The following is a 17,363-nucleotide window of genomic DNA, read 5'->3' as shown; positions in this document are numbered from 1 at the left end:
AAAGAACCGCCCTTAATGGAGCGGTTCTTTATCATTATCTTAGCAATGTATATGACTGACTAAATTATTTCTTTTGTGCCTTAGCCCAGCTATCGCGTAACCCAACAATACGGTTCATTACGATATGATTTGGTGTGCTATCTTTATCAGTTACAAAGTAACCTTGGCGCAAGAATTGGAAATGGTCTCCTGGTACAGTATTAGCAAGACATGCTTCCCCTTTACTATGGAATACTTGTAAAGAGTCATGGTTGAAATCGCCCAAGAAGTCTTTACCGTCAGAATCTTCTTTAAGTAAATAATCATATAAGCGAGATTCAATATCTACTGCAGTAGATGCTTCAACCCAGTGCAATGTCCCTTTTACCTTACGAGTGCAACCGCTGCCGCTCTTAGTTTCTGGATCATATGTACAGTGTATTTCTGTAATATTGCCATTTTCATCTTTAATAACATCAGTACATGTAATGAAGTATGCACCTTTTAAGCGTACTTCTTTACCTGGTGCCAAGCGGAAGAATTTCTTAACTGGCTCTTCCATAAAGTCATTGCGTTCAATGTAGATTTCACGACCGAATACAACTTCACGGTTACCCAACTCTTCATTTTCTGGATTATTTTCAACTGTGCAAAGTTCAGTTTGACCTTCTGGATAGTTCGTAATAACAACTTTCACAGGATCAATAACTACCATAGGGCGGGTAGCTTTGAGTTTCAAATCTTCACGGATACAGAACTCAAGCAAAGCAATATCAACAACGCTATCAGCTTTAGCGACGCCAATGCGATCGCAGAAATCACGAATTGCTTCTGGCGTGTAACCACGACGACGCAAGCCAGAAATAGTAGGCATACGAGGATCATCCCAGCCAGCTACGAGACCAGCTTCCACAAGTGCACGCAATTTACGTTTGGACATAACCATTTTAGTTACATTTAAACGAGCAAACTCAATTTGTTGCGGAATTTCAGTATCATCCCAATCCTCAAGTACCCAATCATACAATGGACGATGAACTTCAAACTCTAAAGTACAGATAGAGTGTGTAACACGTTCAATAGCATCTTCAATAGGATGAGCAAAGTCATACATAGGGTAAATCTTCCACTCATTGCCTGTGTTATGATGTTCTGCATTTACAATACGATAAAGAACAGGGTCGCGCATAACGATATTAGGATGGGCCATGTCGATTTTTGCACGCAATACCTTTTCACCATCAGCGTATTTACCATCTTTCATTTCTTCGAAGAGTTTCAAGTTTTCTTCTACGCTACGATCGCGGTATGGGCTATTAACACCAGGTGTAGAGAAATCGCCACGAGTTTGTTTAATTTCATCAGCCGTTTGATCATCTACATACGCTTTGCCAAGAGTGATTAATTTCTTAGCATATTCGTACATTTGACCAAAATAGTCAGATGCATAACGTGGTTCATCAGCCCAATCAAAGCCGAGCCATTTTACATCTTCCATGATGGAGTTTACGTATTCAACATCTTCTTTTGCAGGATTCGTATCATCAAAACGAAGATTTGTTAAGCCATTGTACTGTTTGCCAATACCAAAGTTAAGACAAATAGATTTAGCATGACCAATATGTAAGTAACCATTTGGTTCTGGTGGGAAGCGAGTTAACACACGACCACCGTATTTGCCAGTTTCGTTATCTTTGTTGATGATAGCTTCGATAAAGTTAACAGATACAACTTCTTCAGGAGCTACAGTTTTTTCAATATCTTTATGTTCCAACGTTCTAACCTCCATAGGATAAATATTCTTTTATTTTACCATATTTTGCATAATACCGCATATCTTTTGAGGTCTTGTGATATTAGTCGAAATCAGCTAAGTCTATACCAGCTTTTTTAAGCTCTTCTAAGGCAGACTCTACATCCATTTCTGGTTTCTTATAGTTAACTTCTTCATTAACACAGGTCTTTAATGGTTTCTTATGAACGCCAGCAATAATATTGTCAGCTGTCAAAATAGACATATCATAACGCGTACGATCAGTATAAGACCCAATATGTGGTACGATAAGACAGTTCTCAACATCCAATAATGGATGATCTGCTGGCAATGGCTCTGGATCAGTTACGTCAAGTGCTGCGTAATCGATTTCACCTGTTTTTAAGGCATTAATCAGAGCATCTGTATCAACGATAGGACCACGGCCAACATTAACAAACAAAGCCGTATTCTTCATTTTTTTGAAGAATGCTTCATCACACATGTGATATGTTTCATCTGTTAGTGGAGCCATCACACAAACTACATCACTAGTAGCTAATAAGTCATCTAATTCCATATACGTAGTTTTATGAATCTTGTCATCAATACGCTGATTACGATTATGGTATACCACAGTCATACCGAATGCACGAGCACGACGAGAAATAGATACACCAATAGCCCCCATCCCAATAATACCAAGGGTACGGCGACTCAAATCAAAGCCTTTAATATTAGATGGTCTTTGAGCCCAACGTCCTTCTTTTACGAAATTAGCATTTTCCAGAATACGACGACTAGCAGTGGCAATCAATGTAAAAGCAAGCTCTGCTACGGTTTCATTAAGAACACCTGGCGTATTGCCATAAGGAATACCTGCTGCCGTTAATTCATCAATTTTTACATTATCATAACCCACAGCTGCTTGAGCAATAACCTTTAAATTAGGTGCATTTTTTACAAGATCACCGTCTACATCTAAAGGGCGAACACACCACAAACCATCCGCATCAACGAGCCATTCCTTTAATGTCTCACGAGGCATTACAGTCTTTTCAGTCCATTGGCGCACATCTACATGCTCTTTTAAATAAGCAATTGCATCTTTACGGACTAAACCGTTTACAACAACTAGAGGTTTTTTTTCCATATGTATAAGTCCTCCAAAAACGTCTTATAATACACGCTCAAGAATTTCGCGTTAAAGTTAATATTATATATTTCTATTATATACTTATATTTTATACTAGAAAGCTGGCGTAATACAACAAAAAGGAGTAAGGCCTAGGCCTTACTCCTTTTATGTAGCTTTAAATTTGAATTATTTCAAATCTGCTGTACAGTTAGGACATTTAACTGCATCAATGTGAATTTCTGTTTTACAGAATTGACATTCTTTAGTTGTAGGTGCTTCAGCAGCTTCTTCTTCTTTCGCGTTTTTCATCATTTTAGCTAATGCGCGAACCATCAAGAATACAACGAATGCCAAGATCAAGAATTGGATCAAGTCGGTAATGAATGTACCGTATGGCAATACAGAGCCTGCTGCACGTGCTGTAGCAATATCTGCACCAGCCATGAATGCGTCTTTAGAACCTGCGCTTAATGGCAAGTACAAGTTACTGAAATCAATACCGCCTGTGAACAAGCTGATAATAGGCATGAACAAGTTGCTTACAACAGAGTTTACCAACGCTGTGAAAGCAGCACCAATAATCATACCAATAGCGAGGTCCATCATGTTACCTTTGAATGCAAAAGCTTTAAAATCGTTCAAAAATTCTTTCATTTCTCACTACTCCTAGATACACTTAATTGAGAATGCGTTAATAACTGTACTAATCATAAAGGAAAGATGAAGAGATGTCAATATTTTTCGATGTAGTTTTTCGAATTTATTTAATATAGTTTTTCATAGGTCAATCTAAAATTGTAATAAATCAGTATTTATGCGTACTTTTCGCACCATGTTAAAAGGTGCCAATCACGAATGTGATTAGCACCTCTACTGTCATACAACGTCTATTATTGTATAGATTCGACAATTATTTAATTTTATCCTCTATAACCTTTCCTTCTTGTAAAGGTCCACTTTGTTCTTTGAGGCGAGCCAACATAACAGAAGATACGAACATCGCCACACCAGCGCCTATCGTTTCAATAGATAAGCTTTCACCAAAGAACAAGAAGCCATAGAAGGAACTGATGAATACACCAACATATTGTAAGAATTGTGCCACTACAGCGTTAGTTGTAACAAAGGCACCAGTCAAGAAGAACTGAGCCACTACACTAATACCACCAATCGCCAAGATGATAAGCCAATCTGTGCCTTGAGGCATAACGAGTTTGTCAGTTGTAACGAGACCTGCAATCATGCCCGTAATCATAAAATACGCCATGATTTCAAAATTACTATGCTTGCCTCGCTTAGATATAAGGCGAATCGTCGTATACGCAGCCGCAGATAAAGCAGCCCCTAAAATAGCTACTAAGGCAAACCAAGTAAAGCCAGTAAAGCTAAACGGATTTACCATAACCATTACAGCTACAAAGATAAAAAGAAGCCATTTACCAGCCCCTTTAGGTACCCGTTCTTTAAGAAATAAGGCGCTAAATATCAATACAAATATACCTGATGTTTGAAATAAAATCGTTGCATCAGATAACTTTAAATGCACTAAGGCAATAAAGTTACAAACCATGCCAAAGCCGCCGTATAAACCGCGCATTAGTAGATGTCCTCTATCTTCTTTAGAGAATCGGATGCCTTGGGCATACATAACGATAAGAACCGCTACAGTACCAAATAAGCCGCGGAAAAAGGCAATTTCCCCAGAAGGAATATTAGAGCCTAGCATCTTTACGAATAAATTCATCGTACTCAACAAAAGAGCCGATAGCAATGCGTACATAAGGCCTTTTTTAGCCATACTACCTCCCTATACACTTCTACTATAATGTTACTACATAGTTACTGTCCTGTATTATCTATATAAGCACTCCGATATACAGGAGATACAGAGTTCACAAAGCCAAAATATATGCCGCCCTTCTAACGAAAGGCGGCATCGTATTATTTAGAGAACGTATCTACAAAATCAAGAATTTCTTGTTTCATATCCTCTTTATCGATTGCTTTTGTGAAACGCAACGGTTTAGATTTCAAAGCTTCCAATTGTTTAGGGAATGCTACACCCGTTACAGCAGAAATATTATCTAAGCTTTCATACGGTGTGTCCCCCACTTTGATATCTAAAGCCTCACAAATGGCTGTAGGGAATTTAAATGGATGTGCAGTAGACGCAATAATTGTATGGCGTGCACCGTCTTCAGGATGTTTTTCTAATTCCTTCATGTATGCACCCATAGCTACCGCCGTATGAGGGTCCATTACATAACCATAGGAGTTGTACACTTGTTCAATGATGGCTTTTGTTTCTTCATCATCAACGTAGGCACCTGCGAAATTAGCTTTAACACGACTGAACTCTTCTTCATTGACAGTCAATTTACCTGTTGCTTTAAGATCTTTCATCCAACCAGCGGTACGTTCACTATCTTCACCAGAAATATAGTACAAGAAACGTTCAAAATTGGAGGATTCAAGAATATCCATAGATGGAGAAATCGTTGTATAGAATGGACGATTCATATCGTATGTGCCAGTTTCAAAGAACTCAGTAAGCACATTGTTTTGGTTGGATGCACAAATCAATTTACCAATAGGAATACCCATTTTTTTAGCATAGTAAGCAGCCAAGATATTACCAAAGTTACCTGTTGGCACTACTACGTTGAAAGCTTCGTCTTCGTGAATAGCACCTTGTGCTACGAGCTCAGCATAGGCATTTACATAGTACACTACTTGCGGTGCCAAGCGGCCGATGTTAATGGAGTTCGCACTGGAGAACATAACACCTTTTTCCGCAACCTCTTCTGCTGTAGCCTTATCAACGAATAAGCGTTTCAAGAATTGTTGAGCATCATCAAAGTTACCATGAATCGCAGTGACATTAACATTCTCCCCTTCTTGCTTTTGCATTTGTTCTGCTTGCATAGGGCTTACACCATCTGTTGGGTAGAATACTTGGATATGTGTACCAGGTACATCTTTAAAGCCCTCAAGTGCGGCTTTACCAGTATCACCAGATGTAGCCGTTAAGATAAGAACCTCTTTTTTCTCACCTTCTGCTTCTTTTGCTGCCACCAATAGATATGGGAATAAGGACAATGCCATATCTTTGAAAGCTTGTGTACGGCCGTGGAATAATTCCAATACAGAAACCTTTTCTAATAAGGAATGTAATGGTGCAATATCACGAGTACTGAAATTAGCATCAGAGTATGCAGAATTGATCATTTCATTTAAATGAGCTTCAGAGAAGCATGGGAACAACTTAGATAATACAATAGCTGCTACCTCTTGATAGTTTTTATCTTTCACATCATTGTAAGTTAAGCAGTTTGTAGGGAATAAAGATGGTACATATAGACCACCATCCTCTGCTAAGCCGTGCAACAATGCATATGTTTCATTTACCGCAACGGTACCGCGGGTGCTAGTATAATTCATGGAATACCTCATTCATAACTACAATGGATTTTACGAGTTTAATAGATTTATTATAGCATAAAAGCGCCCCTAAAAGGAGCGCTTCTATAGAATTTATATGGTATTTTCACTCAAATTATATGCTGCTAACAAAACTGAGCATCACAAACCATATAAATCATGCATAAACTAGCTATGCAGATTATAATTCGCCTTCTGCAATAGCATCCAATGTATCAAGGGATGGAATAAAGAAGAGCATGCCTGTAATAGGTTTGGAATAATCAAGCAATTTATCATTTTGCGTAAACATATTAGTAAGCATTGTTTTAGTTACATCCCAGTAACGAGCATAGCCAATAAAGTATGTACCACGTACACCTTGACCCGGTTGAGCAAAGGCTACATTCATGCGCACGATTTTATGTTCTTTATCATCGCGATTATCTTGAGCCACTACATTATGAGCTGCTGGATCTTTTTCATCATCTTCTAACTCAATATCGCTGAATTTACGACGGCCAATAAACTTTTCTTGCATTTCTGTAGGAAGCGCACGCCACGCATCAAGATCGTGTTCATATTTTTGAGCAAATGCATAAGAGCCATTAATGAATTCAGGATCTTCATCACCAATAACGCCCCACTCTACAGCTTCTTGACCAACAGGGTTTTCAGTACCATCTACGAAATCGATGATGGCGCGACCTTGTTCATAATGGAAGCCATGAGTTTCATCGACTACAGTTGTAATAGGACGTAAGAACTCCATAATTTGATCCACTACAGTATATGTAACGGACTCATCATTAGAACGTACATGTAAGAATAAATCAGCTGCTACAGCTGGTACGTCTTGTTTATCACCTTTAATACCTTGGAAGTCTTCTAACTCTTTTGGTACAGGTGCATTAGGGAATAAATAATCCCATGCTTTCCGGCTGAAACCAAAAGCAATGCCCAAACCTTCACCATTTGCACGAATGCTAACAGAGCGTTTAATAGCTTGAATGCGGTCCGCCATATCTTGAATCACTTCGAGTTCAGCGTCACGATCTTTACGATTTAATAATAATGTTGTAAAATTTACACTTTGTCCAGCATCTTTATACACATCTTGTGTTCTAGAAACATCTACTGCCATTAGTTACCTCCTAATGAGAAAAATTATTATATAGTAATCATAAGCTATTAAGCACGTATTGTCTATAAGATATAAAACATGCCATATCCAATAAACTCATTACAGCTATTAGAAAACTTTCAGAAAAGGTGACATTTAAAAGCTTAAAATATCACTTCTGTATTCATCCAATCCGCCTCTATACAAATAAAAATCAAATCAATTCAATAATTAATCCTGTTGTCCTACAAATACAGCGTTTTACTGCATTTTATATTTGCTTATTTACCTATATTTCTACATATTTTTTAATAAAATGATGTCAAAATGATGTCAAATATAATATATTCATTATATAGAACGATCCACTTCTTCCCCGTATAGCCTTTCCATCCCTTGACGGGTTACAAGCCACATTTTCCCAGACTTTCTAAACTCACCTTCTAAAAAGCCATTCTTTACACGGCCTCTACAATTCTGTTTCAATGCATCCGCCGTAACATTCCATCGTTCTGCCGCCTCTTGTGTTGTCATTACATCATCTAGTTTCATTACAGTACTCCTAACATTACTAATAGATTATATACAGATAATACAAAAGAAAAACCCGCACAGTAGTGCGGGTTTATTTGGTGGACCACCAGGGGTTCGAACCCTGGACACCCTGATTAAGAGTCAGGTGCTCTGCCAGCTGAGCTAGTGGTCCATGACACGACTAATTATATGCCTATTTTATAGGAATGTAAAGAATATTTATTACATTCCTATAAAACATATACATCAATATCGTCCTAGCCAATCCTTCATCGTATTACAAGCCTCTGTAGGGAGAATATCAGTAGTCCCTACGCAGTCAGCACCACTATATAGTTGAAGTACACTATGTGTACGACTTACCTCTTTAACAACGACATGTGTTAGATTATCCTTAGGTACACTAAATTTCAAACCGTAGCGGCCAAAATAGGTAAATACAGCTTTTACGGTATCGTACTCTATATGGACTTGAAGGAATTTACCACCAGGCCAGCATGATTCAATATTTTCTTTTGATCTTGGTTTCAGAAAATCAAAAAATCCCATACTACCCTCCGATGCGCCACATTGGACGTTCTGGTTGATCCATTCCTATTCCATCATGTCGTTCTTGTTTACGCTGTAATGCTCGCTCTATATGCTCAGCTAACATCTCTGCTGTAGCACCATTTCGCACAAGGGAAACCAAATCAGCCTCATCATCACGCAATAAGCATAAGCGCATCTGACCATCTGATGTGAGTCGAACACGATTACATGTATCACAATAGCTATGAGACATTGAGAAAATAAAGCCAACCGCCTTACCACTTGGCAACGCTAAATACGTAGCAGGTCCAAAGCCATAAACAGAGTGAACCTCTGTAAGAGGACCTCCGCTGACACGTTCCAATTGAGCCTTCCACTCATCAAAGGTTGGTCCATGGAACGCATCGCCTTGAAACGGCATATATTCAATAAAGCGCCATACAACAGGCCACTTTTCTACATATTGCAATAACGATTTAACTTCATCATCAGACCAATGTCGAGACAATACCGTATTGATTTTTACGGACTTAAAATTGGCATTAATAGCGCTGCGAATACCTTCAAGGACGGACTCAAGTTGACCTTCTTTACCAACACAAGTCGCAAAGGCGTCACTTTCAAGGGAGTCCAAACTGATATTTACGCGGTTTAAACCTAGTTTTTTCAACAGTTGAGCACGAGATGATAATAGACTACCATTAGTAGTCATAGAAATATCTTCAAACCAACCAGTTGCTTTGATCCGTTCTAACAACTCTTCAATATGAGGATATAACAATGGTTCACCACCTGTTAGTCGCACAGCTTTCACACCAATACGATGGAAAGCCTCTAAGATGATCATCCATTCATCAACGGATAATAGTTGTGTTTGACTTTGAGGCGTAATTTCTGCAGGTCGGCAATAGGGACAACAGAAATTACACGCATCTGTCAGCGACAGACGTACATATTCAATTGTACGGCCCCATGCGTCTTTCATAACACACCTCGTTTACCAATACAGAATTATTTAATAATAGATACTTCATCACCTACGTGAATTGTACCATTTTTAAGAACTTTACCAAAAATGCCCTGTGTCGGCATAATGCAAGAACCAACTTGTTTCATGATTTCACAACCATGGTGACATTCCTTACCGATTTGTGTGATTTCAAGAATAACGTCTTTACCGACTTGTAGTTGTGTACCTACTGCCAATTCGTAAAGCACCATACCTTCAACGGTGATATTTTCTGCAAAATCACCAGGTCTTACATCCGCTCCTTGGGCACGCATATGATCGATGCTTGCAATACCAAGCAAGCTGATTTGGCGGTGCCAATTACCTGCATGAGCATCACCTTCCATACCGTGATCTACAATAAGATTTGCGGATTCAATATTATGTTTCTTTTGCCCTTTTTTCTCACTAATGGAGATAGCAATAATTTTTCCTTCTGCCATGTAGCCCTTCCCTTCTTATGGGAACATACCATATATAAATAACTTTATATAAATATTTAATTGCAAACATATACTTGTGATTCTCATTTTAATAAAAACATCACAAAATAACTCTACAATTATCTATTTATTATAACATAGTATTCTTACAAATTCCCTGTGAATTTAATCACTAAAAAAGAACTCTATCCTTAAAGAATAGAGTTCTCATTTTTATGATTTAGCGACGTCCCATTTCCTTGAATTCATCACCACGATTAACACCATTAAGTAGTAAATTAAGCAAAATTGCCATAATACTACCGAAAGTGATGCCAGATTTTAAAATAATTTGTGCCCACGCAGGAAAATTAGCATAAAAGTTTGGCGCTGCAATTGGAATCATAGCTACACCAATACTGATAGCCACAAGCATCAAGTTATGGTTACCCTCAAAACTAACTTTACCTAGAGAACGAATCCCGCTGGCAACGATCATGCCGAACATGGCAATACCAGCACCGCCCAACACGGCATTGGGAATGCTAGCTACGATAGCCGCTAATTTAGGGAATAACCCCAATAAAATCAGGATTACACCAGATGCAGCTACAACAAAGCGGCTTTTAACACCTGTTACAGCAATAAGACCTACATTTTGAGCAAACGCTGTATATGGGAAGCTGTTAAGAATACCACCGATAACAGTAGAAATGCCATCAGCACGAATAATAGATGCCAATTCTTTACGACCGATAGGTTTATCTACAATTTCACCGATTGCAATACTATCGCCTGTAGTTTCTACCATAACTACGAGCATAACAATAATCATAGATAGTACAGATGCCCAGTCAAATGTTGGTAACCCGAAATAGAATGGCTCTATAAAAGCAACCCAGTGAGCTCTACCTACTTCATCAAAATTAGCTACACCCAAAGCAAAAGCTATTGCTGTGCCTGCAATCAAGCCAATTAAAACGGAAAGATTACTAAAGAAGCCTTTTGCAAATTTGTAAACAAATACGACAATTAAGAAGGTAAGGAACCCTAGTCCAATATTAGTAAAACTACCAAATTGAGGATTACCTACACCGCCGCCCATCCAATTAATAGCAACTGGCATCAAGTTAATACCAATTATGGTAATAATTGTACCTGTAACTACAGGCGGGAATAATCGAATAAGACGACTAAAGAATGGCGCTATCAAGAAGGTAAATAGACCGGCTACGATAATAGCACCATAAATAGCAGTCATACCATGTTGTGCTCCTATCATCGCCATAGGACCAACAGATGCAAAGGTAACGCCTTGAATCATAGGAATACGTCCACCAATATTACCAAAACCTAATGTTTGGATTAATGTGGCAATACCGCAGGTAAATAAGTCCGCTGTAATTAATCGAATCAAATCCTCCATAGGTAAATTCATAGCCTGTGCCACGATAATCGGTACAGCTACAGCCCCTGCATACATGGCAAGTACGTGCTGTAAACCAAAGGCAAATAGCTGTGGTATGGGCAACATACTATCGACTGTATTCGTTTGTTTTTGATCTGTCATAATGTCTCCTACATCAAACCTCGAAATATCACTCATTTATTTTACACTATTGTTCGGATTTCAACAATAGAAAAAAGAGAATCTATTATTATATGTATAACAGCAGATTCTCTTCACGTTATTTTTCCGAACATTCCACTTCCAACAGAATGCATCATTCAATTTTATTTCTACAAATTAATTGTAAAAGTTTATATTATTTGTACAAGCCTATAACCGCGGCCTCTTTAGCATTAAGATCTTGTTCAATAGAATTCATCTTAGCCGTTACAACAGCCACAAAAGTCTCATCTTTAATACCTGATAAATTAATACGTACGTTTAGGAATGCCGCCTTTACTGCAGCACGAGCATTGATTGCAGCAATAATACCATCAGTAATAAGATTTTGATTACCTTTTTTAGATGCCAACTCTGCTAAATCAAAGATTTGATACGCTAATTCACCAATTTCAAAAGGCACCATAGCTGCGTCTTTATAAGCTTGTTGAATCGCCGCTGTGCGCGTAGCCTTTTCTTCATCTGTATTCTTTGGCAAGCCTAAGGCATTCATAAAGATATTAAATACATCTGCATCAGCTTGAGATAATTCGAGCATGCGATTACGAATCGCTTCTGCCTTAGCTTGAAGTTCTTCCATTTCGGTTTGAACCTCTTCGTAGCCCTTTTTACCAAAGGTTAAGTTCGCTACCATTTCTGCTAATGCTGCACCAGTTGCGGCAGTTAATGCTGCGATAGCACCGCCACCTGGTGTAGGTTCTTTAGACGCCGTAGCAGCTACAAAATCTACAACACGTTGTTCTACTAAATTCATAACAAGACCTCATGTAAAAGCGATAACAAGATATCCTTGTTATCGCTTTGTAATTACTATAAAAATATACAGATAAAAACACTATATAAAACTAGTTAGAGCAGACACTACCTATAGGTAGTTAGAAAACTGTCTACTACAAAGGATTTATATTAGAATAAGCCTTTAATTGTGCCGTCTGCTTCGATATCCATATTAAGAGCGGCAGGACGTTTAGGAAGACCAGGCATAACCATTACATCACCGGTACGGCATACGATAAAGCCTGCTCCATTAGCAACGCGGATATCAGATACAGTGATAGTAAATCCTGTTGGAGCACCTAAGAGTGCTGGATTATCAGATAAGGAATATTGAGTTTTTGCCATACATACAGGCAAACGATCTAGCCCCCAATCTGCTAATTGTTTAATTTGTTTTTTAGCTTTGTCCGTAAAGATAACGCCATCGCCACCATAAATGGTTTTAACGATTTTATTTACCTTTTCTTCTAAGCTATCTTCTAAATCATATACGAATTTAGGTGTTGGTTTTGGACCTTCAAGCAATTCCACGACCTTTTTCGCCATATCAGTGCCGCCTTCGCCGCCTTTTTCCCAACATTCATTAAGTTCTACAGGTACGCCAAATTCATGGCAAAGACGAGTTAACTCAGCTATTTCTGCATCTGTATCAGTAGCAAATTTATTGATAGCTACTAAGACAGGTACATTAAAGTAACGCATATTTTCAATAGCTTTTTGTAAATTACTGAAACCTTTTGTAACAGCCTCAACATTTTCTGTATTGAGCTCTTGTTTAGGTACACCACCATGCATTTTAAGAGCACGCAATGTAGCAACGATTACAATTGTATCAGGGAAAATATTACCGTAGCGGCATTTAATATCAAGGAACTTTTCAGCCCCCAAGTCAGCACCAAAGCCAGCCTCTGTGACTACGATGTCACCTAATTTAAGACCAAGTTTTGTAGCTACGATGGAGTTACAACCATGAGCGATATTCGCAAATGGACCACCGTGAACGATAGCTGGTGTATGTTCTAATGTTTGTACAAGATTTGGTTTAATAGCATCTTTCATAAGAAGCGCCATCGCACCTTGGCAACCAAGTTGATGAACATAAACAGGCTCACCTGCTAAATTACAGCCAATAACAATGCGACCAAAACGTTCTTTCAAATCCTCTAGATCTTTGGCTAAGCAAAGAATGGCCATGATTTCAGAAGCAACAGTAATCATAAAGTGATCTTCGCGTGGGAAGCCACACACTTTACCGCCAAGAGCAACTGTCACATTACGAAGAGCACGGTCATTCATGTCTAGCACACGAGTCCAGGAAAGTTGACGCAAATCGATTTGCAATTCATTACCTTGATGGATATGATTGTCAATCATAGCGGACAATAAATTATTAGCTGCTGTAATAGCGTGCATATCACCTGTAAAATGAAGGTTAATATCATCCATTGGTACAACTTGAGCGTAACCGCCCCCTGCTGCACCACCCTTAATACCAAATACAGGACCTAAGGATGGCTCACGCAATGTGGCAATAGCATTTTTGCCAATTTTTTGTAAGCCTTGTACAAGGCCAATGCTCGTTGTAGACTTACCTTCCCCTGCTGGTGTTGGAGTAATAGCCGTAACGAGCACTAATTTACCATCAGGTTTAGATTCTAAACGGCGAATAGCATCAAAAGAAATCTTCGCTTTATAATGACCATATTGTTCAATATCATCAGGTGTTAAACCGCATTTATCGGCAATGACCTGAATTTTCTCCATTTTATTCTGTTGGGCAATCTCAATATCGCTTAACATAAAGCCTCCTTGGCGCTATGGCCACATTAAACCTATATAACAACTATTAGCTAGACATATACTAAACTTAATTATTTGTCTACTGTGAATGTATATTTGTACACTTACATTACTCTATTATATGTGAAAGTGTCTCTAATGTCTAATACTTATGTCTAACAATTTTAGTAATCTATCTAATATATAGCAAAACCAACACAATATATACAGATAACCAAGAAAAAGCCCTGACGTAAATGTACATCAGGACTTTCAATATATACCGAATACTTATCTTATTAGAATGGGAATAGGATTGGAAGTAAAACAAGTGCTACGATACTTGATACAACGATAAGTGGTAAACCAGCTTTCACATAATCCATGAAGCTATAACCAGCTATGTTGTATACCATAGTGTTGGCAGGCATACCAATTGGTGTAGCATATGCCAAAGAACTTGCAATTACGATTGCTGCAAGCACTGCTTTTGGATCAAAGCCAAGTTGAGCAGCTAAACTAAGACCAATAGGAACTAACAATGCACAGGTAGCAGTATTAGACATGAAGTTCGTCATGAATACACCAAGCACAAAGATTACTACTAGAACAACAATTGGAGATGGACTAGCACCAAGGCTATTTACGATAAGATCTGCAATTACAGAACCAGTACCTGTTTTAACCATTGCGTCCCCAAGGGCCATAGAGCCAGCGAAGAGCATGATTGTTTTCATATCTATAGATCTAACAGCTGCACTTTCACTAATAACATTAGTAGCAACTAATACAAGAGCACCTATCCAGGCACTCACATAAAGTTTTACACCTAATTGTTTTTCAAAGATCATAGCAACAACTGTCAAAATCAATACAATTGCAGCAGTCCATTTTTTCCAAGACGGTACATGGCTATAATCGTCATTGCCTTCAAAGGCACCGTCAGGTTGATGACTTGGAGCATCTGGTAAGAAACGTTTACCAATTGTAGCATAGAAAATAGTACCTACGATAAGGATTGGTAAGCCTACTAGACCATAATCAAAGAAACCAAAGGAGCCTAAGCCTGCCTGTTGTAAACCTGCTTGCGCAATCATATTACCAGGCGCACCGATAAGAGAAATATTACCACCCATAGCTGCAGCAAATACAAGAGGCATCAATAATTTAGTTTGTTTAAAACCACTCTTTTTACAAATACCGATAATTACAGGAATCAGTACAGCAGCTGTACCAGTATTAGATAAGAAACCAGATAAAATACCTGTAATCATCATAACTGCAACAAGTAAAGATGTTTCAGTTTTAGCAAACTTATGAACTACATTACCTACACCTACAGCAACACCTGTTGCAAAGAAGGCTTCACCAATAACAAACATGCCCATAAATAGTAAAACGTTTGGATCTACAAAACCGGCAAATGCTTCTTTAGCAGATAAAACTCCACTTAGATGCAAGCCTACAGCTACGATCATAGCGGTAATAGACAATGGAATTTTCTCCCACGCAAACATGACGATGGCAAATACCAAGAAGCCCAGGGTTATCATTACACTCGTATCCATATATACCTCCTAATACGTGTAATATACCTAAAAAAGGGTGCAAAAAAGGAGGATTGTACAAAATCCGTATAATCCTCCTATTTAGTTACATTTCACAATGCAATTATTTAATGAAGCCTACGTGTTTATAGAGCTCTTCTAACACCTCTTCTTTTTTCGCATTGTATTCTACTTTTTTATTTTCAAAGTAGTTATTGCCATCTGCATCAATAGATACGATAAGCGGACCAAATTCTTTTACCTTAAAAGTCCACAAAGTCTCACACATACCTAATTCACGCCAATTAGCAGATTCTACTTTTTCGACTTCTGTAGCAGCAAGAACTGCATTGCCTGCAGGGAATACACAGTGTAGTGCGCCAAAGTCTTTACATGCACGTGCTGTTTCAGGGCCCATCCCACCTTTACCTACAATGAGACGGACACCGGTCTTCTTAACAAAGTCATATTCGAATTTTTCCATTCTCATAGATGTAGTAGGTCCTACAGATACTACTTCAAATTCATTATCGCTTATAGTACGAATAATTGGTCCTGCATGAAGTATAGCCCCATCTTTAACATCAACCGGTAACGTTTGACCTTCTTCTACCACACGACGATGCCCCATATCACGACAGGTTGTAATATGTCCAGTCAAATAAATCACATCGCCTGGCTTAATGCCTGCTAAATCAGATTGTTGAATAGGTGTAGTTAATATTTTCTTAGCCATTATAATGTCACTCCTTTATGAGATTTAACTGTGCAATTACCATCCTTGTCAAATACGAGATCGCCGCGACGATGATTCCAACAACCTACACTAACAGCACAAGAAATAACAGATGGATGACGTGTACCATGTTCAATGTTCACACCTAAAACAGTTTTATCCCCACCCATACCTTGAGGTCCAATACCAATCTTATTAATTCCATCTTCTAACAATTGTTCCATATAAGCCGCTTTTTCATTAGGTGCTTTTGAAGATACAGGGCGCATTAATGCTTTTTTAGATAAATCAGCAGCGGTATCAATAGTTGTAGCAATCCCTACACCTACTAAAAGTGGAGGACACGCATTCAAACCATAGCTTGTCATCAAATCAAGAACAAACTTAGCAACACCTTCATAGCCTTCGCCAGGCATCAATGTTTTACCTGACCCTGGCAAGGAACACCCGCCACCAGCCATATAAGGGAAGATTTCTACATCATCACGGCCAGGAATGATATCCCAGTGAATATAAGGTGCAGTGAGGCCAATATTTTTACCAGTATTAAACTCATCAAAAGTTTCTACACAGTTCAATCGTAATGGAGCCTCTTGTGTAGCCTTATAAGTTGCTTCTCTTAGAATATCTTCTAATTCTCCTAGTAAGGGATAATTAGATCCAACCTTTACCCAAAATTGTAATACACCAGTATCTTGACAAGAAGGACGATTAAGCTGAGCTGCTAAATCCATATTATGTTGCATTGTTTCATAAATAGATTTGGCCATAGGATTTTTTTCATCCTGTGCCAATTCATGAATTTTTTCTTGTACATCATCAGGCAATACCTTTGCCATATAAGAAATGAAATTAGCTATCTTATTTGTCATTTCTTGTACTTGTTGTTCCTTCGTACTCATCGCAAACCTCCAAAAAGACTTCAATATTTAAGACGTGATTATTTCTGTTTCGGAACCTTAGCTCCTTTCGATGATTCTATTCT

The 17,363-nt window shown here is 38.4% G+C and carries 16 protein-coding genes and 1 tRNA gene; all 17 read right to left on the bottom strand.

The window, feature by feature from the left end; all coding sequences use genetic code 11:
* Positions 1-64: 64 nt before the first annotated feature.
* Complete coding sequence (locus KH109_RS04570) at positions 65-1,753, bottom strand: glutamine--tRNA ligase/YqeY domain fusion protein (RefSeq protein WP_285364283.1); 1,689 nt, start codon at positions 1,751-1,753, stop codon at positions 65-67.
* 82 nt (positions 1,754-1,835) lie between these two features.
* Positions 1,836-2,885 carry a D-glycerate dehydrogenase gene (locus tag KH109_RS04565; RefSeq protein WP_105089462.1) on the bottom strand — a complete coding sequence of 350 codons (1,050 nt, stop codon included), beginning with the start codon at positions 2,883-2,885 and terminating at the stop codon, positions 1,836-1,838.
* A gap of 171 nt (positions 2,886-3,056) precedes the next feature.
* On the bottom strand, positions 3,057-3,524 hold the full coding sequence (gene mscL / locus KH109_RS04560) for a large conductance mechanosensitive channel protein MscL (RefSeq protein ID WP_295204412.1): 468 nt from the start codon (positions 3,522-3,524) through the stop codon (positions 3,057-3,059).
* 256 nt (positions 3,525-3,780) lie between these two features.
* The gene (locus tag KH109_RS04555) at positions 3,781-4,668 is read right to left on the bottom strand and encodes a DMT family transporter (RefSeq protein WP_295216276.1); all 888 of its coding nucleotides are present in this window, start codon (positions 4,666-4,668) and stop codon (positions 3,781-3,783) included.
* 143 nt (positions 4,669-4,811) lie between these two features.
* Positions 4,812-6,311 carry a threonine synthase gene (gene thrC / locus KH109_RS04550; protein ID WP_257846338.1) on the bottom strand — a complete coding sequence of 500 codons (1,500 nt, stop codon included), beginning with the start codon at positions 6,309-6,311 and terminating at the stop codon, positions 4,812-4,814.
* 181 nt (positions 6,312-6,492) lie between these two features.
* A complete protein-coding gene (locus tag KH109_RS04545; RefSeq protein WP_257846337.1) occupies positions 6,493-7,434 on the bottom strand; it encodes a Dyp-type peroxidase in 942 nt (313 codons plus the stop codon).
* Positions 7,435-7,764: 330 nt separating this feature from the next.
* Positions 7,765-7,965 (bottom strand): helix-turn-helix domain-containing protein, encoded by a 201-nt coding sequence (locus tag KH109_RS04540; protein WP_295204402.1) that lies wholly within the window; start codon positions 7,963-7,965, stop codon positions 7,765-7,767.
* A 78-nt stretch (positions 7,966-8,043) separates the two neighbouring features.
* A tRNA-Lys gene (locus tag KH109_RS04535) sits at positions 8,044-8,119 on the bottom strand.
* Positions 8,120-8,193: 74 nt separating this feature from the next.
* Entirely contained in the window at positions 8,194-8,496 is a 303-nt protein-coding gene (locus tag KH109_RS04530; RefSeq protein WP_295216271.1) for a hypothetical protein, read from the bottom strand.
* 1 nt (position 8,497) lies between these two features.
* Positions 8,498-9,463, bottom strand: coding sequence for a GTP 3',8-cyclase MoaA (gene moaA, locus KH109_RS04525; protein WP_295216268.1), 966 nt, complete (start codon positions 9,461-9,463; stop codon positions 8,498-8,500).
* Between the two features lie 26 nt (positions 9,464-9,489).
* Positions 9,490-9,930, bottom strand: a complete 441-nt coding sequence (locus KH109_RS04520) for an MOSC domain-containing protein (RefSeq protein WP_295216266.1) — start codon at positions 9,928-9,930, stop codon at positions 9,490-9,492.
* Between the two features lie 220 nt (positions 9,931-10,150).
* A complete protein-coding gene (locus tag KH109_RS04515; RefSeq protein ID WP_295216263.1) occupies positions 10,151-11,479 on the bottom strand; it encodes a nucleobase:cation symporter-2 family protein in 1,329 nt (442 codons plus the stop codon).
* Positions 11,480-11,675: 196 nt separating this feature from the next.
* Positions 11,676-12,293, bottom strand: coding sequence for a cyclodeaminase/cyclohydrolase family protein (locus KH109_RS04510; RefSeq protein WP_295216260.1), 618 nt, complete (start codon positions 12,291-12,293; stop codon positions 11,676-11,678).
* A gap of 152 nt (positions 12,294-12,445) precedes the next feature.
* Positions 12,446-14,116 carry a formate--tetrahydrofolate ligase gene (locus tag KH109_RS04505; protein ID WP_295216257.1) on the bottom strand — a complete coding sequence of 557 codons (1,671 nt, stop codon included), beginning with the start codon at positions 14,114-14,116 and terminating at the stop codon, positions 12,446-12,448.
* Positions 14,117-14,394: 278 nt separating this feature from the next.
* A complete protein-coding gene (locus KH109_RS04500; protein WP_274204758.1) occupies positions 14,395-15,663 on the bottom strand; it encodes an SLC13 family permease in 1,269 nt (422 codons plus the stop codon).
* Positions 15,664-15,766: 103 nt separating this feature from the next.
* Positions 15,767-16,378, bottom strand: a complete 612-nt coding sequence (gene ttdB, locus KH109_RS04495) for a L(+)-tartrate dehydratase subunit beta (RefSeq protein ID WP_105089475.1) — start codon at positions 16,376-16,378, stop codon at positions 15,767-15,769.
* The gene (gene ttdA, locus KH109_RS04490) at positions 16,378-17,280 is read right to left on the bottom strand and encodes a L(+)-tartrate dehydratase subunit alpha (protein WP_295216252.1); all 903 of its coding nucleotides are present in this window, start codon (positions 17,278-17,280) and stop codon (positions 16,378-16,380) included. The genes ttdB and ttdA overlap by 1 nt, the downstream gene beginning before the upstream one ends.
* Between the last annotated feature and the right edge of the window lie 83 nt (positions 17,281-17,363).

The sequence above is a fragment of the Veillonella sp. genome, assembly GCF_018381775.1.
Taxonomy (GTDB): domain Bacteria; phylum Bacillota; class Negativicutes; order Veillonellales; family Veillonellaceae; genus Veillonella.
The sequence above is the reverse complement of the archived record's forward strand: the minus strand, read 5'-3'. Positions and strand labels throughout refer to the sequence as shown.

Excerpts from the sequence above, each read along its gene's own strand:
- KH109_RS04505 (WP_295216257.1), bottom strand. The coding sequence starts at position 14,116 with ATGTTAAGCGATATTGAGATTGCCCAACAGAATAAAATGGAGAAAATT.
- KH109_RS04510 (WP_295216260.1), bottom strand. The coding sequence starts at position 12,293 with ATGAATTTAGTAGAACAACGTGTTGTAGATTTTGTAGCTGCTACGGCG.
- ttdA (WP_295216252.1), bottom strand. The coding sequence starts at position 17,280 with ATGAGTACGAAGGAACAACAAGTACAAGAAATGACAAATAAGATAGCT.
- moaA (WP_295216268.1), bottom strand. The coding sequence starts at position 9,463 with ATGAAAGACGCATGGGGCCGTACAATTGAATATGTACGTCTGTCGCTG.
- mscL (WP_295204412.1), bottom strand. The coding sequence starts at position 3,524 with ATGAAAGAATTTTTGAACGATTTTAAAGCTTTTGCATTCAAAGGTAAC.
- KH109_RS04540 (WP_295204402.1), bottom strand. The coding sequence starts at position 7,965 with ATGAAACTAGATGATGTAATGACAACACAAGAGGCGGCAGAACGATGG.
- KH109_RS04565 (WP_105089462.1), bottom strand. The coding sequence starts at position 2,885 with ATGGAAAAAAAACCTCTAGTTGTTGTAAACGGTTTAGTCCGTAAAGAT.
- thrC (WP_257846338.1), bottom strand. The coding sequence starts at position 6,311 with ATGAATTATACTAGCACCCGCGGTACCGTTGCGGTAAATGAAACATAT.
- KH109_RS04515 (WP_295216263.1), bottom strand. The coding sequence starts at position 11,479 with ATGACAGATCAAAAACAAACGAATACAGTCGATAGTATGTTGCCCATA.
- ttdB (WP_105089475.1), bottom strand. The coding sequence starts at position 16,378 with ATGGCTAAGAAAATATTAACTACACCTATTCAACAATCTGATTTAGCA.
- KH109_RS04520 (WP_295216266.1), bottom strand. The coding sequence starts at position 9,930 with ATGGCAGAAGGAAAAATTATTGCTATCTCCATTAGTGAGAAAAAAGGG.
- KH109_RS04530 (WP_295216271.1), bottom strand. The coding sequence starts at position 8,496 with ATGGGATTTTTTGATTTTCTGAAACCAAGATCAAAAGAAAATATTGAA.
- KH109_RS04555 (WP_295216276.1), bottom strand. The coding sequence starts at position 4,668 with ATGGCTAAAAAAGGCCTTATGTACGCATTGCTATCGGCTCTTTTGTTG.
- KH109_RS04500 (WP_274204758.1), bottom strand. The coding sequence starts at position 15,663 with ATGGATACGAGTGTAATGATAACCCTGGGCTTCTTGGTATTTGCCATC.
- KH109_RS04545 (WP_257846337.1), bottom strand. The coding sequence starts at position 7,434 with ATGGCAGTAGATGTTTCTAGAACACAAGATGTGTATAAAGATGCTGGA.